This is a genomic window from Pantoea sp. USMM079, assembly GCF_037153115.1.
Taxonomy (GTDB): Bacteria; Pseudomonadota; Gammaproteobacteria; order Enterobacterales; family Enterobacteriaceae; genus Pantoea; species Pantoea communis.
Genome location: NZ_JBBCKX010000007.1, coordinates 50,304 through 64,305 on the forward strand (window position 1 = coordinate 50,304; position 14,002 = coordinate 64,305).

Here is a 14,002-nt window from a genome sequence, read left to right on the forward strand (position 1 = left end):
AGATTTTGGGGAACTGGCTCATGAATAAACTTACAACAGCAATAACGTTGGCGCTGGGGCTGACAGTCAGCGCAGTGCAGGCAGCGGAAACTATCCCAACGCAGAAAGTTGATCAGGCGCTGCATGACCGCTTGCCAGCAGAGATTAAAAGCGCTGGAAAAATGATTTCGGTAAACAACGGATCGTTTCCTCCTTATGAGATCGTGAACGGTCCACATTCGATGGACGGCGCCTCAGCCGACCTGACGAATGCTTTGGCTCAATTGCTGGGTGTGAAAATTGAACATGCCACGGTCAGCGGTTTGTCGGGTGTTTTAGCTGGCATTAACTCGGGCCGTTATCAGATGGCGATTGGGCCGATTGGCGACTATCCCGATCGTCAGCAGAAAGTCGACTTCATCGATTTTGTGCAGGAGTTCGTGGTATTCGGCGTGCAGAAGGGCAATCCAGCGAAAATTAACGGTCTGGAAGACACCTGCGGCAAGCGTATCGCCGTGATGGCGGCCGGTTCTGCCGAGCAGGTGATTCGTAAACAGTCGGATGCCTGCGTCGCTGCGGGCAAGCCCGCGGTGGTGGTGCAATCCTTTACCGATCAGCCTTCATCGATTCTGGCGGTGCGCTCTAAGCGATCTGATGCATTCTTCTCTTCTCAGGCGCCGCTGACCTACTTTATTGAGCAAGCCAATGGCCAGCTGGAGCTTTCGGGTAAAGGACAGAAAAACGGCTTTGGCGATATTTTCCAGGGCACGGTGGTACCAAAAGGTTCCGAACTGGGCAACGTAGTACTCGACGCCTATAAAGAGCTGTTCGCCAACGGCACCTACGCGGCGATCATGAAGAAGTGGAAACTCGACGGCAATATCTTGCAGCAGCCGGGTCGTAATCTGGCGCAGGGGACAGCAAAATGAATCCGGTCACCCACAATACGCGAGCCAGGGATAAGGCCAACGTGCAGCAGCGCGATGTCGCTTTCGCCCGCAGTGCGCCCACTTATGGACGCTGGATCTCATGGATTGTGGTACTGGTGGTCGCGGCCAACTTTCTCTGGCTGGTGGCGACCAATCCCAATTTTGAATGGAAAGTGGTGTTGCAGTGGTTCACCGAAGGTTCGGTGATGAAAGGGCTGCAGGTGACGCTCGGGCTGACGGTGGTCTCGATGATCCTCGGTACGCTGCTGGGGCTGCTGCTGGCGGTATGGCGTCTTTCGGAAAACAAACTGCTGAGCGGTATCTCGTCGCTCTACATTTGGTTTTTCCGGGGCACGCCGCTGCTGGTGCAACTGATCTTTTGGTACAACCTGTCGACGCTGTTTCCGAACATTTCGATTACCGTACCCTGGACAGATATTACCTTCGCCAGCTGGAATACCAACGATCTGATTACGCCGCTGACCGCTGCGTTTGCCGGACTGGCACTGAATGAAGCGGCGTATATGGCGGAGATCATTCGCGCTGGGCTGTTGTCTGTGGATCAGGGACAGGTGGAAACCACTCAGGCGTTTGGCATGAGCCGCAGTCGTGCGCTGCGTCGCATCATCATTCCGCAGGCGATGCGATCCATCATTCCTCCCACCGGCAATCAGCTGATCAGTATGATCAAAGCGACGTCGCTGGTCAGCGTAATAGCCATGGGCGATCTGCTTTACTCGGTGCAGGCCGTTTATAACCGCACCTTTGAAATTATCCCGATGCTGATGGTGGCCGTGATTTGGTATCTGCTGATCACGTCGATCCTGAATATTGGGCAGTCAGCAATTGAACGCTACTACGCACGCGGCACCAAACGTACCGTGGTGAATAAACGCCGGACAGACACGGCTGTCGCAGCCACACATCAGCTGAAGGAGGATGTATGAGTGAGATTCAGCCGCTGGTCTCTGCGCGCAATGTCCAGAAGAGTTATGGCGATAACGAAGTGTTGAAAGGGATCGATCTGGATGTGTTTCCAGGCGAAGTGGTGGTGATTCTCGGGCCATCGGGCTCGGGTAAATCGACCTTCCTGCGCTGCATCAACCATCTGGAAGATATGAATGCCGGTTCCATTATGGTGGGTGACGAGCAGATTGGCTACGAATTGAAGCGCGGAATTCTGCATCGCCTGTCGGCACGGCGGATTGCTCACCAGCGTCAGAAGATCGGCATGGTGTTTCAGCAGTTCAACCTCTATCCGCATATGACTGTGCTGCAGAACATCATCGAAGCGCCGATTGGCGTGCACAAGTTTCCCCGCCAGGAAGCGCTACAGCATGCACGCGAGCTGCTGACAACGGTGGGATTAAGTGACAAAGCCGATGCCTGGCCACGCCATCTTTCCGGCGGCCAGCAGCAGCGTGTGGCGATTGCTCGTGCGTTAGCCATCAAACCGGCGTTGATGCTGTTTGATGAGCCGACTTCCGCGCTGGACCCCGAACTCGTGGGAGAGGTGCTGGCGACGATGCGCACGCTGGCCGATCGTGGTCTGACCATGATCGTGGTGACACATGAGATTGGCTTTGCACGTGAGGCGGCGGATCGGGTGGTATTTATGGATGGCGGCGTGGTGGTGGAGCAGGGAACACCGGAGCAGGTGATCGGTAATCCACAGCACCCGCGTACGCAGGCCTTTTTGAGCCGCTTTATTTAATGTTGCGCGGGTGTTGATCGTAATCTGTTACAGATTCCAGTTGTGACAGCTGATAAACTGCGCGTTAATAGTTATGTCTGTTTTCGCTAAGGTTGAAAGGTAAAGTATGGAAGGTTTCAGCATTGCCAAACTGCTGATCATCGGTGCACTTATTGTACTGCTGTTTGGTACCAACAAGTTACGTTCACTGGGTGGTGATCTGGGTTCCGCCATTAAAGGCTTCAAGAAAGCCATGAAAGACGATGAATCCACCGCAACCAAAAGCACCGCTGAAGAAGCGCCGGCTGAACGCGTGAGCCACAAAGAGTAATCCGACTTCAAACGTCAATAAGTGTAAATGTTTATGACGTTGATAAAAAAACCAGACTGCTTCCAGTCTGGTTTTTGTTTTTTGGCACGGGTGAAAAAAGCCTGGCTGCGGGCGTCACACCCGCAGAACCGATTACTTCACTTCCAGCCCTTTGGCCTGCATATCCGCATGATAAGAAGAACGGACGAATGGGCCACAGGCCGCGTGGGTGAAGCCCATCGCCATGGCTTCCTCTTTCATCTCATCAAACTCTGCCGGGCTCACATAGCGCTGTACCGGCAGGTGATGGCGGCTTGGCTGTAAATACTGGCCGAGTGTGAGCATGGTGACACCATGACGACGCAGGTCACGCATCACTTCTACGATTTCCGCATTGGTTTCACCCAATCCGACCATCAGGCCAGACTTGGTTGGCACGTCCGGATGCGCTTCTTTGAAACGCTCCAGCAGCTTCAGCGACCAGTCGTAGTTGGCGCCAGGGCGTACCTGACGGTAAACGCGTGGCACGTTTTCCATGTTGTGGTTGAACACATCTGGCGGCGTGGCGGTGAGGATTTCCAGCGCACGATCCATACGACCACGGAAGTCAGGCACCAGCGTTTCAATTTTGATGTTAGGGCTTTTTTCGCGAATGGCAGTGATGCAATCGGCAAAGTGCTGAGCCCCGCCGTCGCGAAGATCGTCGCGGTCAACCGAGGTGATCACCACATAACGCAGCGCCATATCGGCAATAGTTTGTGCCAGTTTCAGCGGTTCGTTGGCGTCAGGCATATTTGGACGACCGTGGGCGACGTCGCAGAATGGGCAACGACGCGTACAAATCGCACCGAGGATCATAAAGGTGGCGGTGCCGTGGTTAAAACATTCAGCGAGGTTAGGGCAGGAGGCCTCTTCACACACCGAGTGCAGACCATTTTTGCGCATGGCGGCTTTAATACCCTGAATGCGGCTGGAATCCGCAGGCAGTTTGATCTTCATCCACTCCGGCTTACGCAGAATCTCTTCACGCTCGACCATCACGGTTTTCACCGGAATCAGCGCCATTTTGTCGGCATCGCGATACTTGACGCCACGTTCCATCTGAATTGGTTTACTCATAAATCTGCAGGTTCCGGTCGGGATTGCGATTTGAAAGCTTCCTCACTCAAACTGAGAACCAGGCTTTCAACTTTATTTGAAAATATGGCAAAAATTATATCATTTCGACTGCGCATAAGCAGCCGATATGCGAGTGCTAAAGTTACAATTTTGTAAATGAGCACAGACAGTCAAGGTCAGACCCTGGCATCATTTTGCCATTCAAGCTGGGTGAAACCCGTTAAGCGGGCGAAATGTTGTACCAAACGGGGTTGTACGTCGGCGGTTGTGACGCCCGGCTGCTTTTCACTTAACTGCGTCATGCGCATGCCGGCATAACCGCAGGGATTGATGCGCAGGAAAGGTGCCAGATCCATCGCCACATTTAATGCCAGGCCGTGGAAGGAGCACCCTTTGCGAATGCGAAGGCCTAATGAGCACACTTTGTCATCGCCGATATAAACGCCGGGTGCGTCGGCACGTGCGCGCGCAGCGATACCATAATCCGCCAGGGTGGCGATCACGGTTTCCTCCAGCGCAGTGACCAGCTCTCTGACACCGATTTTGTGACGTTTAATATCAATCAACACGTACATCACCTGTTGCCCAGGCCCGTGATACGTCACCTGGCCGCCACGATCGCTCTGCACAACCGGAATATCGCCCGGCATCAGCAGATGTTCGGCTTTGCCTGCCTGGCCCTGGGTAAACACCGGATGATGTTCCACCAGCCAGATTTCATCGGCAGTGCTGCTGTCACGTTGATCGGTAAACTGATGCATCGCATCGGAGACAGGTTGCCAGTCGCGCTGGCCCAGTTGACGAACAAGAAGCGTGTTAGCTGACAAAGCGGAGATCCGGTAGAGAGTGAAGGGCTGAGTATAACGCTGGCAAAGCCGCCTTTGCCAGCGCGGGTATTACAGGACCATGCGCACGATATCAATGTTACCCAGTTCTTCGTACAGGGTTTCTACCTGTTCGATATGCGTTGCGGTGATGGTGATAGAAACCGAATGGTAGTTACCTTTGCTGCTCGGTTTCACTGCCGGGGTATAGTCGCCGGGGGCGTGGCGCTGCACCACTTCAACCACTTGATCAACCAGCTCCGGTTGCGCCAGACCCATTACTTTATAGGTGAAGGGGGTAGGGAATTCGAGCAGTTCATTCAGTTTGGTTTTCATGTTGGCTCCGGTGCTTAAAATTGAGAAGAGAAGCCCGAAGGCCGCCCCTACAACAGGTGATGCATAAAAATCGATAAGGGAGGCTTTCCAGCCTCCCCTATACGTTTGAAACGGGGGTTTGTAATTATATGGTATCAGACAGACGATTTTTCAAGCGTCTTAGCCAAACCAGTGATGGAACATCAGTTTGATGTAATCAATGATACGGCTGAAGAAGCCGCCTTCCTGCACTTCGTTCAGGACCACCAGCGGGCGCTGTTCAATGGTTTTGCCATCCAGCTGGAAGTTGATGCTGCCCACCACCTGGTTTTTCTGCAGCGGTGCATGCAGTTCGGTATTGGTCAGTACATAGCTGGCTTTCAGGTCTTTCATACGGCCGCGTGGAATGGTCAGGTAGGCATCTTTTTCAACGCCTAACTGGACACGATCGCTGTTACCAAACCAGACCGGCTCAGAGGCGAACTCTTTGCCTGCTTTCAGAGGTGCGACGGTCTCAAAGAAACGGAAGCCCCAGGTCAGCAGCTTTTTACTTTCGGTTTCACGACCTTTATAGGTGTGACCGCCCATGACGGCAGAGATCAAACGCATCTGGCCTTCAGTAGCAGAAGCCACCAGGTTGTAACCTGCCGCATCAGTGTGACCGGTTTTGATACCGTCAACGTTCAGGCTGGTATCCCACAGTAAACCATTGCGGTTCATCTGTTTAATATTGTTGAAGGTGAACTCTTTTTCACGGTAGACCGAGTATTCGTCCGGCACATCACGAATCAATGCCTGGCCGATCAGCGCCATATCACGCGCCGAGCTGTACTGACCTTCAGCATCCAGGCCGTGCACGGTCTGGAAGTGGGTGTTTTTCAGACCCAACGCGCCAACGTAGTTATTCATCAGGCTAACAAACGCATCCTGGCTGCCGGCAACGTAATCGGCCATCGCTACACAGGCATCATTCCCTGACTGCAACACGATACCGCGCGTCAGTTGAGAAACCGGTACGCGATCGCCTGGCTTCAGGAACATCAGTGACGAGCCTTTAAACACCGGATTACCGGTGGCCCATGCGTCTTTACCGACGGTGACGATATCATCGTTATGGATTTTGCCTGCTTTGACCGCCTGACCAATCACATAGCTGGTCATCATTTTGGTCAGACTGGCGGGATCGCGGCGCGCATCGGCGTTCTTTTCGGCCAGGACTTTACCTGAGTTGGCATCGATCAGCACATAAGCTTCAGCATCGATTTCCGGGACGCCCGGGATCATCGTCTTAAGGTTAACATCGTCCGCAAAGGCGGCATGGCTGAGAGAAAGGGCGACCAGTGATCCCACTGTCAGGCGTTTCAGAAAACGAGAGGGTTTCAGCGTATTCATGTTAAGGACTACAACATCCGTGGGCTAAGAGTGAAAAAAGTGCCTTACTATAGCAAACGCCCGATCGAGCGACATCTTGCTTTGCAAATCAGTTTCAGCAGTAAAGGTAACTGCCCGTAACATTACGGACGGGCAGTTGTAATAAATGAGCTCATCTGTGCTTCAGTGGTCAGGCGCTGTTGTAACGCAGCGGCTTCCGCCCGGCTGCTGTAACCACCGAGTTGAATACGATAAACGTTGCCATTGGCTTCCACGTTTCCAGGCACGCCAAAACGTTTACCCAGGCTGGTCGCCAGTTGACGGGCGCGCGCCGCATCATTGACCGCACCGACCTGAACGACATAACCACCGGCGGTATGCGTTCTCTGAGGTGCAGCGCTGGCTGGAGCAGAAACCGATGCCGCGACAGGCGCAGCGGATGTTGCCTGCACAGGCGTGGCGGCCGCTTCACTGCCTTCCAGTACACCGTTTGCTAAAGGCTGAGGCGCGCCGAGGAAACCGCTGCTCTGCACCGGGGCACCGAGTCCACCGTTACTCTGCAGGGTGCTGTTATCGACTGCGCGAACATCCTGTGGCGCAGGTGCAGGCGTGGTATTGGCGCTGCCACCCATCATCACCATGCCGCCGTTAAGATCCGGGCGCGCGGGCAGGGCGTAGCTCTGCTTCGCCACTGTGGTGCCAATGGTGCCGGGGCCGGAAACAGAACCATCCGGTGCGACTTTGATGTAATCCACGCGAACACGGGAATTATTCGAGATATTCAAACGGTCGCCTGCCGCGCGAGACAAGTCAATGATGCGGCCGGGGGTATACGGGCCACGGTCATTAACACGCACCACGATCTGGCGACCATTGGCGAGGTTAGTGACGCGCACATAGCTTGGCAGTGGCAGAGTAGAGTGTGCCGCAGTTAAGGCATCCGGGTCGTAAGCTTCGCCGATCGCTGTGCGATTACCTTGCGCTTCTGCACCGTACCAGGTGGCCAGTCCGACTTCGCTGAAGTTCGAAGGATCCTTGATTACGCGATAATTTTTACCATTAACGCTGTAATCCTGGCTGGTAGAAGGATTGATCGGTTCATAGCGCGGTTCAACGCCTGGGATTTCCACCACCGGGCCATTATAGGCCGGCTGCGGTGGCGCAGTATTATTCTGCTGTTCCGGTGCGGAACAGGCAGCCAGTACCAATGATGCCAGTGCAACCCCAAGCCAATCCTTACGCATGTGCAGCCTCTTAAACGCTTTTAGATAACATTTTTCGATGAGTATGGATCGACATCACGATGCCAAATCCGGCCATTAATACAATCAACGCCGACCCGCCGTAGCTCACCAGCGGCAGCGGAACACCGACCACGGGTAAGATACCACTTACCATACCAATGTTAACGAAAACATAGACGAATAAAATCAACATCAAACCACCGGCCATCACGCGACCAAAGGTGGTTTGCGCGCGCGCCGCAATAATCAGGCCGCGCAAAATCAGCAGCAGATACAGTACCAGTAACACTAATACGCCGACCAGGCCGAGTTCCTCTGCCAGTACCGCAAAGATAAAGTCGGTGTGACGTTCAGGCAAAAACTCCAGCTGTGACTGGGTGCCATGCAGCCAGCCTTTGCCACGTAAACCACCTGAACCTATCGCAATCTTGGACTGAATAATGTGATAACCGGCACCGAGCGGGTCACTCTCTGGATCGAGCAGCATCATCACACGGTCGCGCTGATAGTCATGCATCAGGAAGAACCACAGTACCGGAATAAAGGCCGCCACCAGCAGCACCGCTACGGCAATCAGCTTCCAGCTCATCCCCGACAGGAACAGCACAAACAGGCCGGACGCGGCGATCAGAATCGAGGTGCCGAGGTCAGGCTGTGCCGCCACTAACAGCGTCGGCATGAAGATCAACACCAGCGCAATGCCGGTATTTTTCAGCGTTGGTGGGCAGACATCGCGGTTAATAAAGCGTGCCACCATCAGTGGCACCGCTATTTTGGCTATCTCGGAGGGCTGGAAACGCACAAAGCCGAGATCCAGCCAGCGCTGCGCCCCTTTACTGATATGGCCAAAGGCATCCACCGCCACCAGTAATATCACGCAGACAATGTAGAGATAGGGCGCCCAGCTTTCATACACGCGCGGCGGCACCTGCGCCATCACCAGCATGATAATGATACCCATGGCAATCTGACCGAGCTTACGCTCCATCATGCCGGGATCCTGACCGCTGGCGCTCCAGATGACGATGGCGCTGTAAGCCAGTAGCGCAAGGATGATCAGCATAAACAGGGGATCGATATGGATACGCGTCCAGATCGATCTTTTCTGCGGACTATCGTTCATGGACATCTTTATTCACCTTCGTAGCCAGGCGGCGTCGGTGCGGCTTCAGGCAGCACGGTATTGTTGTCACCTAACATTATGTGGTCGAGAATCTGACGCATCACCGTACCCACTGCCGGGCCGGCACCGCCGTTCTCCAGAATCATGGTCACGGCAACGCGCGGTTTGTCGTAAGGCGCGAATGCCGTCATTAACTTATGGTCACGCAAGCGTTCAGCAATTTTGTGCGCGTTATAGGTCTCGTTCTCTTTCAGACCGAATACCTGCGCAGTACCGGATTTCGCAGCGATTTTGTAAGGTGCATCAGCAAAACTTTTGTGCGCCGTCCCGTTCGCGCGGTTGGCCACGCCGTACATGCCATCTTTGGCGATTTCCCAATATCCCGAGTGGATGTCGCCAATCGGCGCATCCGGCGGCTGGCGATACGGCACCATGGCCTGACCTTCACGGGTGGCGCGCAGTAAATGCGGCACTTTGATAATGCCGTCATTGATCAGAATCATCATGGCTTTGTTCATCTGCACCGGCGTTGCAGTCCAGTAACCCTGACCAATGCCCACCGGAATGGTGTCACCCTGATACCACGGCTTCTTAAAGCGCTTCAGCTTCCACTCACGCGTTGGCATGTTGCCGGGACTTTCCTGCGGCAAATCAATACCGGTGCGATGGCCATAGCCAAATTTGGTCATCCACTCTGACAGGCGATCAATGCCCATGTCGTAGGCGACCTGATAGAAGAAGGTATCGGCAGACTCTTCCAGCGATTTGGTGACATTCAGACGGCCGTGTCCCCATTTTTTCCAGTCGCGGTAGCGCTTTTCCGAACCGGGCAACTGCCACCAGCCGGGGTCAAACAGGCTGGTATTGCGATTAATCACCCCTGCACTCAGCGCAGAAACGGCAACATAAGGTTTCACCGTTGAGGCGGGTGGGTAGGATGCCTGTAACGCGCGATTGTACAGTGGACGGTTTTCATCGCTCAGCAGGGCTTTGTAATCCTTACTGGAGATGCCATCGACAAACAGATTGGGGTCATAGCTGGGGGTGGACACCAGCGCCAGAATTTCACCGGTACGCGGATCGCTGACCACAACGGCGGCACGACTGCCGGCCAACAGGGTTTCAATATATTGCTGTAGTTTCAGGTCAACGGTCAGATAGATATCACGGCCGGCCTGTGGAGATTGCTCATGCAACTGGCGGATCACCCGGCCGCGGTTGTTCACTTCAACCTCTTCGTAGCCGGTTTTGCCATGCAGCACATCTTCGTAATAGTTCTCTATGCCCAACTTGCCGATATCATGCGTTGCCGCATAGTTAGGCCATTTACCTTCATCATCGAGGCGTTTAACGTCGCGATCGTTAATTTTAGAGACGTAGCCCACTACATGCGTCAGCGTCTGACCGTAGGGATAATAGCGGCGCTGATAACCTTTCACTTCCACACCGGGGAAGCGGTACTGATTGACGGCGAAACGCGCCACCTGCACTTCATTGAGCGCGGTCTTAACTGGGATAGAGGTGAAACGGCGTGAGCGCTTACGCTCTTTTTCAAAGGCGTCAAGATCGTCGTCCGTCAGATCCAGCACCGGGCGCAGGTCCTGCAACGTCTGTTTAAGATCATCGACTTTTTCAGGTACCAGTTCGGCCTGATAAATGGTGCGGTTCAGCGCCAGCGGGACGCCATTACGATCAAAGATGATGCCGCGGCTGGGCGCTACAGGCACCAGCTTGATGCGGTTCTCATTGGAACGGGTGCTGTAATCGTCGAAACGCAGGATTTGCAGGTGATAGAGGTTGACCACCAGCACGCTGGAGAGCAGGAAAATGCCAACAAAAGCCACCAAAGCCCGGCGGACAAAGAGTTTCTGTTCGGCAGTGTAATCGCGAAAGGCGTTGCTCTGTAATTTCATCCGCTGCGTTTATTGTCTGGAGGTTGTCAGGCGTTTATTCACGGTGATAAGGATGATTCGTGGTGATGCTCCAGGCACGATACAGGCTTTCAGCGACCAGCACACGCACCAGCGGGTGAGGCAACGTCAACGTGGACAGCGACCAGCTCTGCTCGGCAGCGGCTTTACAGGCCGGCGCCAGTCCTTCCGGGCCGCCAATCAACAAGCTGACATCGCGGCCATCTTGTTTCCAGCGCTCAAGCTGTTGCGCCAGCTGTGGGGTTTCCCACGGCTGCCCTGGAATATCCAGCGTGACGATGCGGTTGCCTTTGCCGACGGCCGCTAACATCGCTTCACCCTCTTTTTCCAGGATGCGCTTGATGTCCGCGTTCTTGCCGCGTTTACCCGCAGGCACTTCGGTCAGTTCAAACGGCATATCCTTGGGGAAGCGGCGCAGATACTCCATGAAACCGGTCTGAACCCAGTCAGGCATTTTGGTGCCGACGGCCACAAGCTGCAGTTTCAAGGCTTAGCTCCAGAGCTTTTCCAGCTCATACAGCTGGCGGCTCTCTTCCTGCATCACGTGTACGATCACTTCGCCAAGATCAACGACGACCCAATCAGCGGCAGCTTTACCATCGACGCCTAGCGGCTTTAAACCCGCGGCACGGGATTCCTGAACCACGTGATCGGCGATCGAAACCACATGACGCGTCGACGTGCCGGTGCAGATGATCATGCAATCGGTGATGCTCGATTTGCCCTGAACATCAACAGCAATGATGTCCTGGCCTTTAATATCGTCAATCTTATCAATAACGAAATCTTGGAGTGCTTTACCTTGCAAAAGGTTCCCCTTAAAAACAGGTGATTACGAGAAGGCTGAATGCCCGGAAAACATAGCCTAAAATGAAGCGGCGCAGTATAGCACGCAACGATCAACCGCGATATAAGCCAGCGCGATCGATGTAGTCGATAACCGCATCGGGCAGCAGATCGGTGCAGGATTGCCCCAGGTGACGACGCTGGCGTATTTCCGTGGCGGAGATGTCAAACAGCGGCGTATCAGCCAGCCAGATATAGCCTGCCGGTGCTTGATGCAACTGTTCTGCGTGCTGTGCACGATGCGCATCCAGCCACTGCTGCATCTCAGGCGTTTCCATCTGCGTTGCATAGCCCGGTCGCTGGCACACCAACAGATGGCACAGAGAGAGGAGATCCTGCCAGCGATGCCATTTGGCTAACGTTAGCAGAGAATCTTGTCCGATGATAAACCCGAGGGGCTGTTCTGCACCGCGTTCCGCACGGAGTGCTTCAAGGGTTGCCACCGTCCATGACGGCGTATCCCGTTCCAGCTCGCGCGTATCAATATCAAACAGGGGGCGGGTCGCAATCGCGCAGCGCAGCATTTCCACGCGCTGCCGGGCACTGGCTTCAGGCTGTGGCCGATGCGGTGGCACGTTGTTGGGTAGTAGCGTGACCTTTTTCAGCCCTACCTGTTGCGCCAGCGCTTCCACCGGGCGCAGATGGCCAAAGTGGATAGGATCGAAGGTGCCGCCAAACAGCGCGTAAAGTTTAGACATCCGTAAAGCTTAGGGGAAAATCGCGGTGACACAGCAGCAGCGACAAGGTTTCAAGCTGCGGCCAAAGGTTTTGACCGTAATCCTGCTTCATGGTCAGCTCCAGTTCGGCGAGCAGATGGACGGCGCGTTGCAGACGACGTGCATCAAGGCGTTGCAGCGCATCGGTAAACAGTGCGCGACGGTTTTGCCAGATGCGCTGTTGATCCATTAGCGCACGCAAGCCCTGTTTACCCTGATTGCGCTGCAAATGCAGCAGCGTCAGTAAATCACGTTGCAGAGAACGCAGTAAAATCACCCCTTCAGCATCCTCTTTTTCCAGCTGATGCAGGATATGCAGGGCGCGCTTACTTTTGCCCGCCAGCAGGGCATCCACCCAGTGGAAAGGGGTAAAGTGCGCAGCGTCATTTACCGCGTCTTCCACGCGGGGCAGAGTGAGTTTGCCATCCGGCCACAGCAGTGACAGACGTTCCAGCGCCTGCGCCAGCGCCAGCAGATTACCTTCGTAGCAGTAGCACAGCAGTTGAATCGCCGCGTCATCAACACTCAACTTCATGGCTTTGGCACGGCTCGCGACCCAGCGCGGCAACTGCGCTTGTTCGGGCGTCTGGCAGGGAACCAGCACGGCATGAGCGCTGAGCGCTTTAAACCAGGCGCTGTTTTCCTGCGCTTTGGTCAGTTTTGCCATGCGCAGCACCAGCAGGATATCGCTGTGCAGCAGGCTGGCGAGTTTAACCAGTTGCTCGGCCATCGCTGCATTGGCACCGTTTTCTGGCAGTTGCAGCGTTAAGGTCTGGCGTTGCGTGAACAGGCTGAGTGCCTGACAGCTGGCAAAGATCGCATCCCAGTCGGTTTGCGCATCAAGAGTGACACTGAAGTGTTCTTCAAAGCCTTGAGAAGATGAGGCCGCGCGAATGGCATCGGCACTTTCCTGAATCAGCAACGGTTCATTGCCGGTCAGAAAATAACAGGCGCGCAGCCCCTCACGAAGCTGCGCGCTCAGTTGTTCAGGATAAATCCTGATCATTGCAGACTGGTTGCTGACGAAGAGGGCACTTCTGGTGAATTCTCACCTGGTGCGATGATCTCCGGCTGTGGCAACGTGTCTTTGTTGCTTTCCTGCGCGGCATGAACCGTTAACAGTTTACGCACCAGTTGCTCGGCGGCACGCTGGCGCATCTCTTCATAGATCATTGATTGCTCAGCATCTTTCGCCAGTGCGGCGTTAGGGTTATCAAAGAAGGAACGGTATACAGTTGTGCTAATCGGATAGATGCCTTTACCCGGAATCACGACCTGTGCGGTGACAGTCATCACCAGTGAATATTCAGCGGTCGTTCCGCTGATAAACACCGATGCTGTGTCTCGTCCCGTTCTTGCTGCCCCAAGGCGCAGAGTGGGATATTGAGCCGTGTTCGCATCACTATCTTCGACGATATTGACGTTGTTAATGCGCAGTTGCTGGCGCACAACACGTGCTAGCGGCCCATATGGGTCGCCAGTTTGGACAATCAGCGTCTTCATTTCTTGCGGCACCGCAGTGGTGCCACGCGGGTGAAAACCACAGCCTGCGGTGATCATCACCGCAAGCAGGACAAACAGCCTGATAATCAGTTGTCGCAC

Annotated in this window: 16 protein-coding genes; 4 read left to right on the forward strand and 12 right to left on the reverse strand. The window is 54.5% G+C overall.

Annotated features, from left to right (window positions below):
• Positions 1 to 20: 20 nt before the first annotated feature.
• The 4 genes from WFP70_RS12320 to tatE all read left to right on the forward strand — a co-directional run bounded on the left by WFP70_RS12320 (position 21) and on the right by tatE (position 2,932).
• Positions 21 to 908, forward strand: a complete 888-nt coding sequence (locus WFP70_RS12320; protein ID WP_097117441.1) for an ABC transporter substrate-binding protein — start codon at positions 21 to 23, stop codon at positions 906 to 908.
• Positions 905 to 1,855, forward strand: a complete 951-nt coding sequence (locus WFP70_RS12325; protein ID WP_058960807.1) for an amino acid ABC transporter permease — start codon at positions 905 to 907, stop codon at positions 1,853 to 1,855. The genes WFP70_RS12320 and WFP70_RS12325 overlap by 4 nt, the downstream gene beginning before the upstream one ends.
• The gene (locus WFP70_RS12330) at positions 1,852 to 2,622 is read left to right on the forward strand and encodes an amino acid ABC transporter ATP-binding protein (RefSeq protein WP_337023521.1); all 771 of its coding nucleotides are present in this window, start codon (positions 1,852 to 1,854) and stop codon (positions 2,620 to 2,622) included. The genes WFP70_RS12325 and WFP70_RS12330 overlap by 4 nt, the downstream gene beginning before the upstream one ends.
• A 106-nt stretch (positions 2,623 to 2,728) precedes the next feature.
• On the forward strand, positions 2,729 to 2,932 hold the full coding sequence (tatE, locus tag WFP70_RS12335; protein WP_034829040.1) for a twin-arginine translocase subunit TatE: 204 nt from the start codon (positions 2,729 to 2,731) through the stop codon (positions 2,930 to 2,932).
• A 132-nt stretch (positions 2,933 to 3,064) separates the two neighbouring features.
• On the opposite strand, the gene lipA is transcribed toward tatE, so the two are convergent.
• From lipA to lptE, 12 genes are all read right to left on the reverse strand, one after another.
• The gene (gene lipA, locus WFP70_RS12340) at positions 3,065 to 4,030 is read right to left on the reverse strand and encodes a lipoyl synthase (RefSeq protein WP_034829042.1); all 966 of its coding nucleotides are present in this window, start codon (positions 4,028 to 4,030) and stop codon (positions 3,065 to 3,067) included.
• Between the two features lie 176 nt (positions 4,031 to 4,206).
• Entirely contained in the window at positions 4,207 to 4,857 is a 651-nt protein-coding gene (gene lipB, locus WFP70_RS12345) for a lipoyl(octanoyl) transferase LipB (RefSeq protein ID WP_337023520.1), read from the reverse strand.
• A gap of 69 nt (positions 4,858 to 4,926) precedes the next feature.
• Positions 4,927 to 5,190, reverse strand: coding sequence for a DUF493 family protein YbeD (ybeD, locus tag WFP70_RS12350; protein ID WP_034829045.1), 264 nt, complete (start codon positions 5,188 to 5,190; stop codon positions 4,927 to 4,929).
• A 159-nt stretch (positions 5,191 to 5,349) separates the two neighbouring features.
• Positions 5,350 to 6,561, reverse strand: coding sequence for a D-alanyl-D-alanine carboxypeptidase DacA (gene dacA / locus WFP70_RS12355; protein WP_034829047.1), 1,212 nt, complete (start codon positions 6,559 to 6,561; stop codon positions 5,350 to 5,352).
• A gap of 122 nt (positions 6,562 to 6,683) precedes the next feature.
• On the reverse strand, positions 6,684 to 7,784 hold the full coding sequence (rlpA, locus tag WFP70_RS12360) for an endolytic peptidoglycan transglycosylase RlpA (RefSeq protein ID WP_337023519.1): 1,101 nt from the start codon (positions 7,782 to 7,784) through the stop codon (positions 6,684 to 6,686).
• Between the two features lie 10 nt (positions 7,785 to 7,794).
• Positions 7,795 to 8,907: a peptidoglycan glycosyltransferase MrdB gene (mrdB, locus tag WFP70_RS12365; protein WP_160868002.1), complete on the reverse strand. Its 1,113-nt coding sequence runs from the start codon at positions 8,905 to 8,907 to the stop codon at positions 7,795 to 7,797.
• Positions 8,908 to 8,915: 8 nt separating this feature from the next.
• On the reverse strand, positions 8,916 to 10,820 hold the full coding sequence (gene mrdA / locus WFP70_RS12370) for a peptidoglycan DD-transpeptidase MrdA (RefSeq protein ID WP_160867876.1): 1,905 nt from the start codon (positions 10,818 to 10,820) through the stop codon (positions 8,916 to 8,918).
• A 34-nt stretch (positions 10,821 to 10,854) separates the two neighbouring features.
• A complete protein-coding gene (gene rlmH, locus WFP70_RS12375) occupies positions 10,855 to 11,325 on the reverse strand; it encodes a 23S rRNA (pseudouridine(1915)-N(3))-methyltransferase RlmH (RefSeq protein WP_038648318.1) in 471 nt (156 codons plus the stop codon).
• Between the two features lie 3 nt (positions 11,326 to 11,328).
• On the reverse strand, positions 11,329 to 11,646 hold the full coding sequence (gene rsfS / locus WFP70_RS12380) for a ribosome silencing factor (protein ID WP_038648315.1): 318 nt from the start codon (positions 11,644 to 11,646) through the stop codon (positions 11,329 to 11,331).
• Positions 11,647 to 11,737: 91 nt separating this feature from the next.
• The gene (nadD, locus tag WFP70_RS12385) at positions 11,738 to 12,382 is read right to left on the reverse strand and encodes a nicotinate-nucleotide adenylyltransferase (protein WP_337023518.1); all 645 of its coding nucleotides are present in this window, start codon (positions 12,380 to 12,382) and stop codon (positions 11,738 to 11,740) included.
• Positions 12,375 to 13,406 (reverse strand): DNA polymerase III subunit delta, encoded by a 1,032-nt coding sequence (gene holA, locus WFP70_RS12390; RefSeq protein ID WP_038648309.1) that lies wholly within the window; start codon positions 13,404 to 13,406, stop codon positions 12,375 to 12,377. Before holA ends, nadD begins: the two co-directional genes overlap by 8 nt.
• Positions 13,403 to 14,002 carry an LPS assembly lipoprotein LptE gene (gene lptE / locus WFP70_RS12395; protein ID WP_337023517.1) on the reverse strand — a complete coding sequence of 200 codons (600 nt, stop codon included), beginning with the start codon at positions 14,000 to 14,002 and terminating at the stop codon, positions 13,403 to 13,405. Before lptE ends, holA begins: the two co-directional genes overlap by 4 nt.

Excerpts from the sequence above, each read along its gene's own strand:
- WFP70_RS12320 (WP_097117441.1), top strand. The coding sequence starts at position 21 with ATGAATAAACTTACAACAGCAATAACGTTGGCGCTGGGGCTGACAGTC.
- WFP70_RS12325 (WP_058960807.1), top strand. The coding sequence starts at position 905 with ATGAATCCGGTCACCCACAATACGCGAGCCAGGGATAAGGCCAACGTG.
- WFP70_RS12330 (WP_337023521.1), top strand. The coding sequence starts at position 1,852 with ATGAGTGAGATTCAGCCGCTGGTCTCTGCGCGCAATGTCCAGAAGAGT.
- tatE (WP_034829040.1), top strand. The coding sequence starts at position 2,729 with ATGGAAGGTTTCAGCATTGCCAAACTGCTGATCATCGGTGCACTTATT.
- lipA (WP_034829042.1), bottom strand. The coding sequence starts at position 4,030 with ATGAGTAAACCAATTCAGATGGAACGTGGCGTCAAGTATCGCGATGCC.
- ybeD (WP_034829045.1), bottom strand. The coding sequence starts at position 5,190 with ATGAAAACCAAACTGAATGAACTGCTCGAATTCCCTACCCCCTTCACC.
- dacA (WP_034829047.1), bottom strand. The coding sequence starts at position 6,561 with ATGAATACGCTGAAACCCTCTCGTTTTCTGAAACGCCTGACAGTGGGA.
- rlpA (WP_337023519.1), bottom strand. The coding sequence starts at position 7,784 with ATGCGTAAGGATTGGCTTGGGGTTGCACTGGCATCATTGGTACTGGCT.
- mrdB (WP_160868002.1), bottom strand. The coding sequence starts at position 8,907 with ATGAACGATAGTCCGCAGAAAAGATCGATCTGGACGCGTATCCATATC.
- mrdA (WP_160867876.1), bottom strand. The coding sequence starts at position 10,820 with ATGAAATTACAGAGCAACGCCTTTCGCGATTACACTGCCGAACAGAAA.
- nadD (WP_337023518.1), bottom strand. The coding sequence starts at position 12,382 with ATGTCTAAACTTTACGCGCTGTTTGGCGGCACCTTCGATCCTATCCAC.
- holA (WP_038648309.1), bottom strand. The coding sequence starts at position 13,406 with ATGATCAGGATTTATCCTGAACAACTGAGCGCGCAGCTTCGTGAGGGG.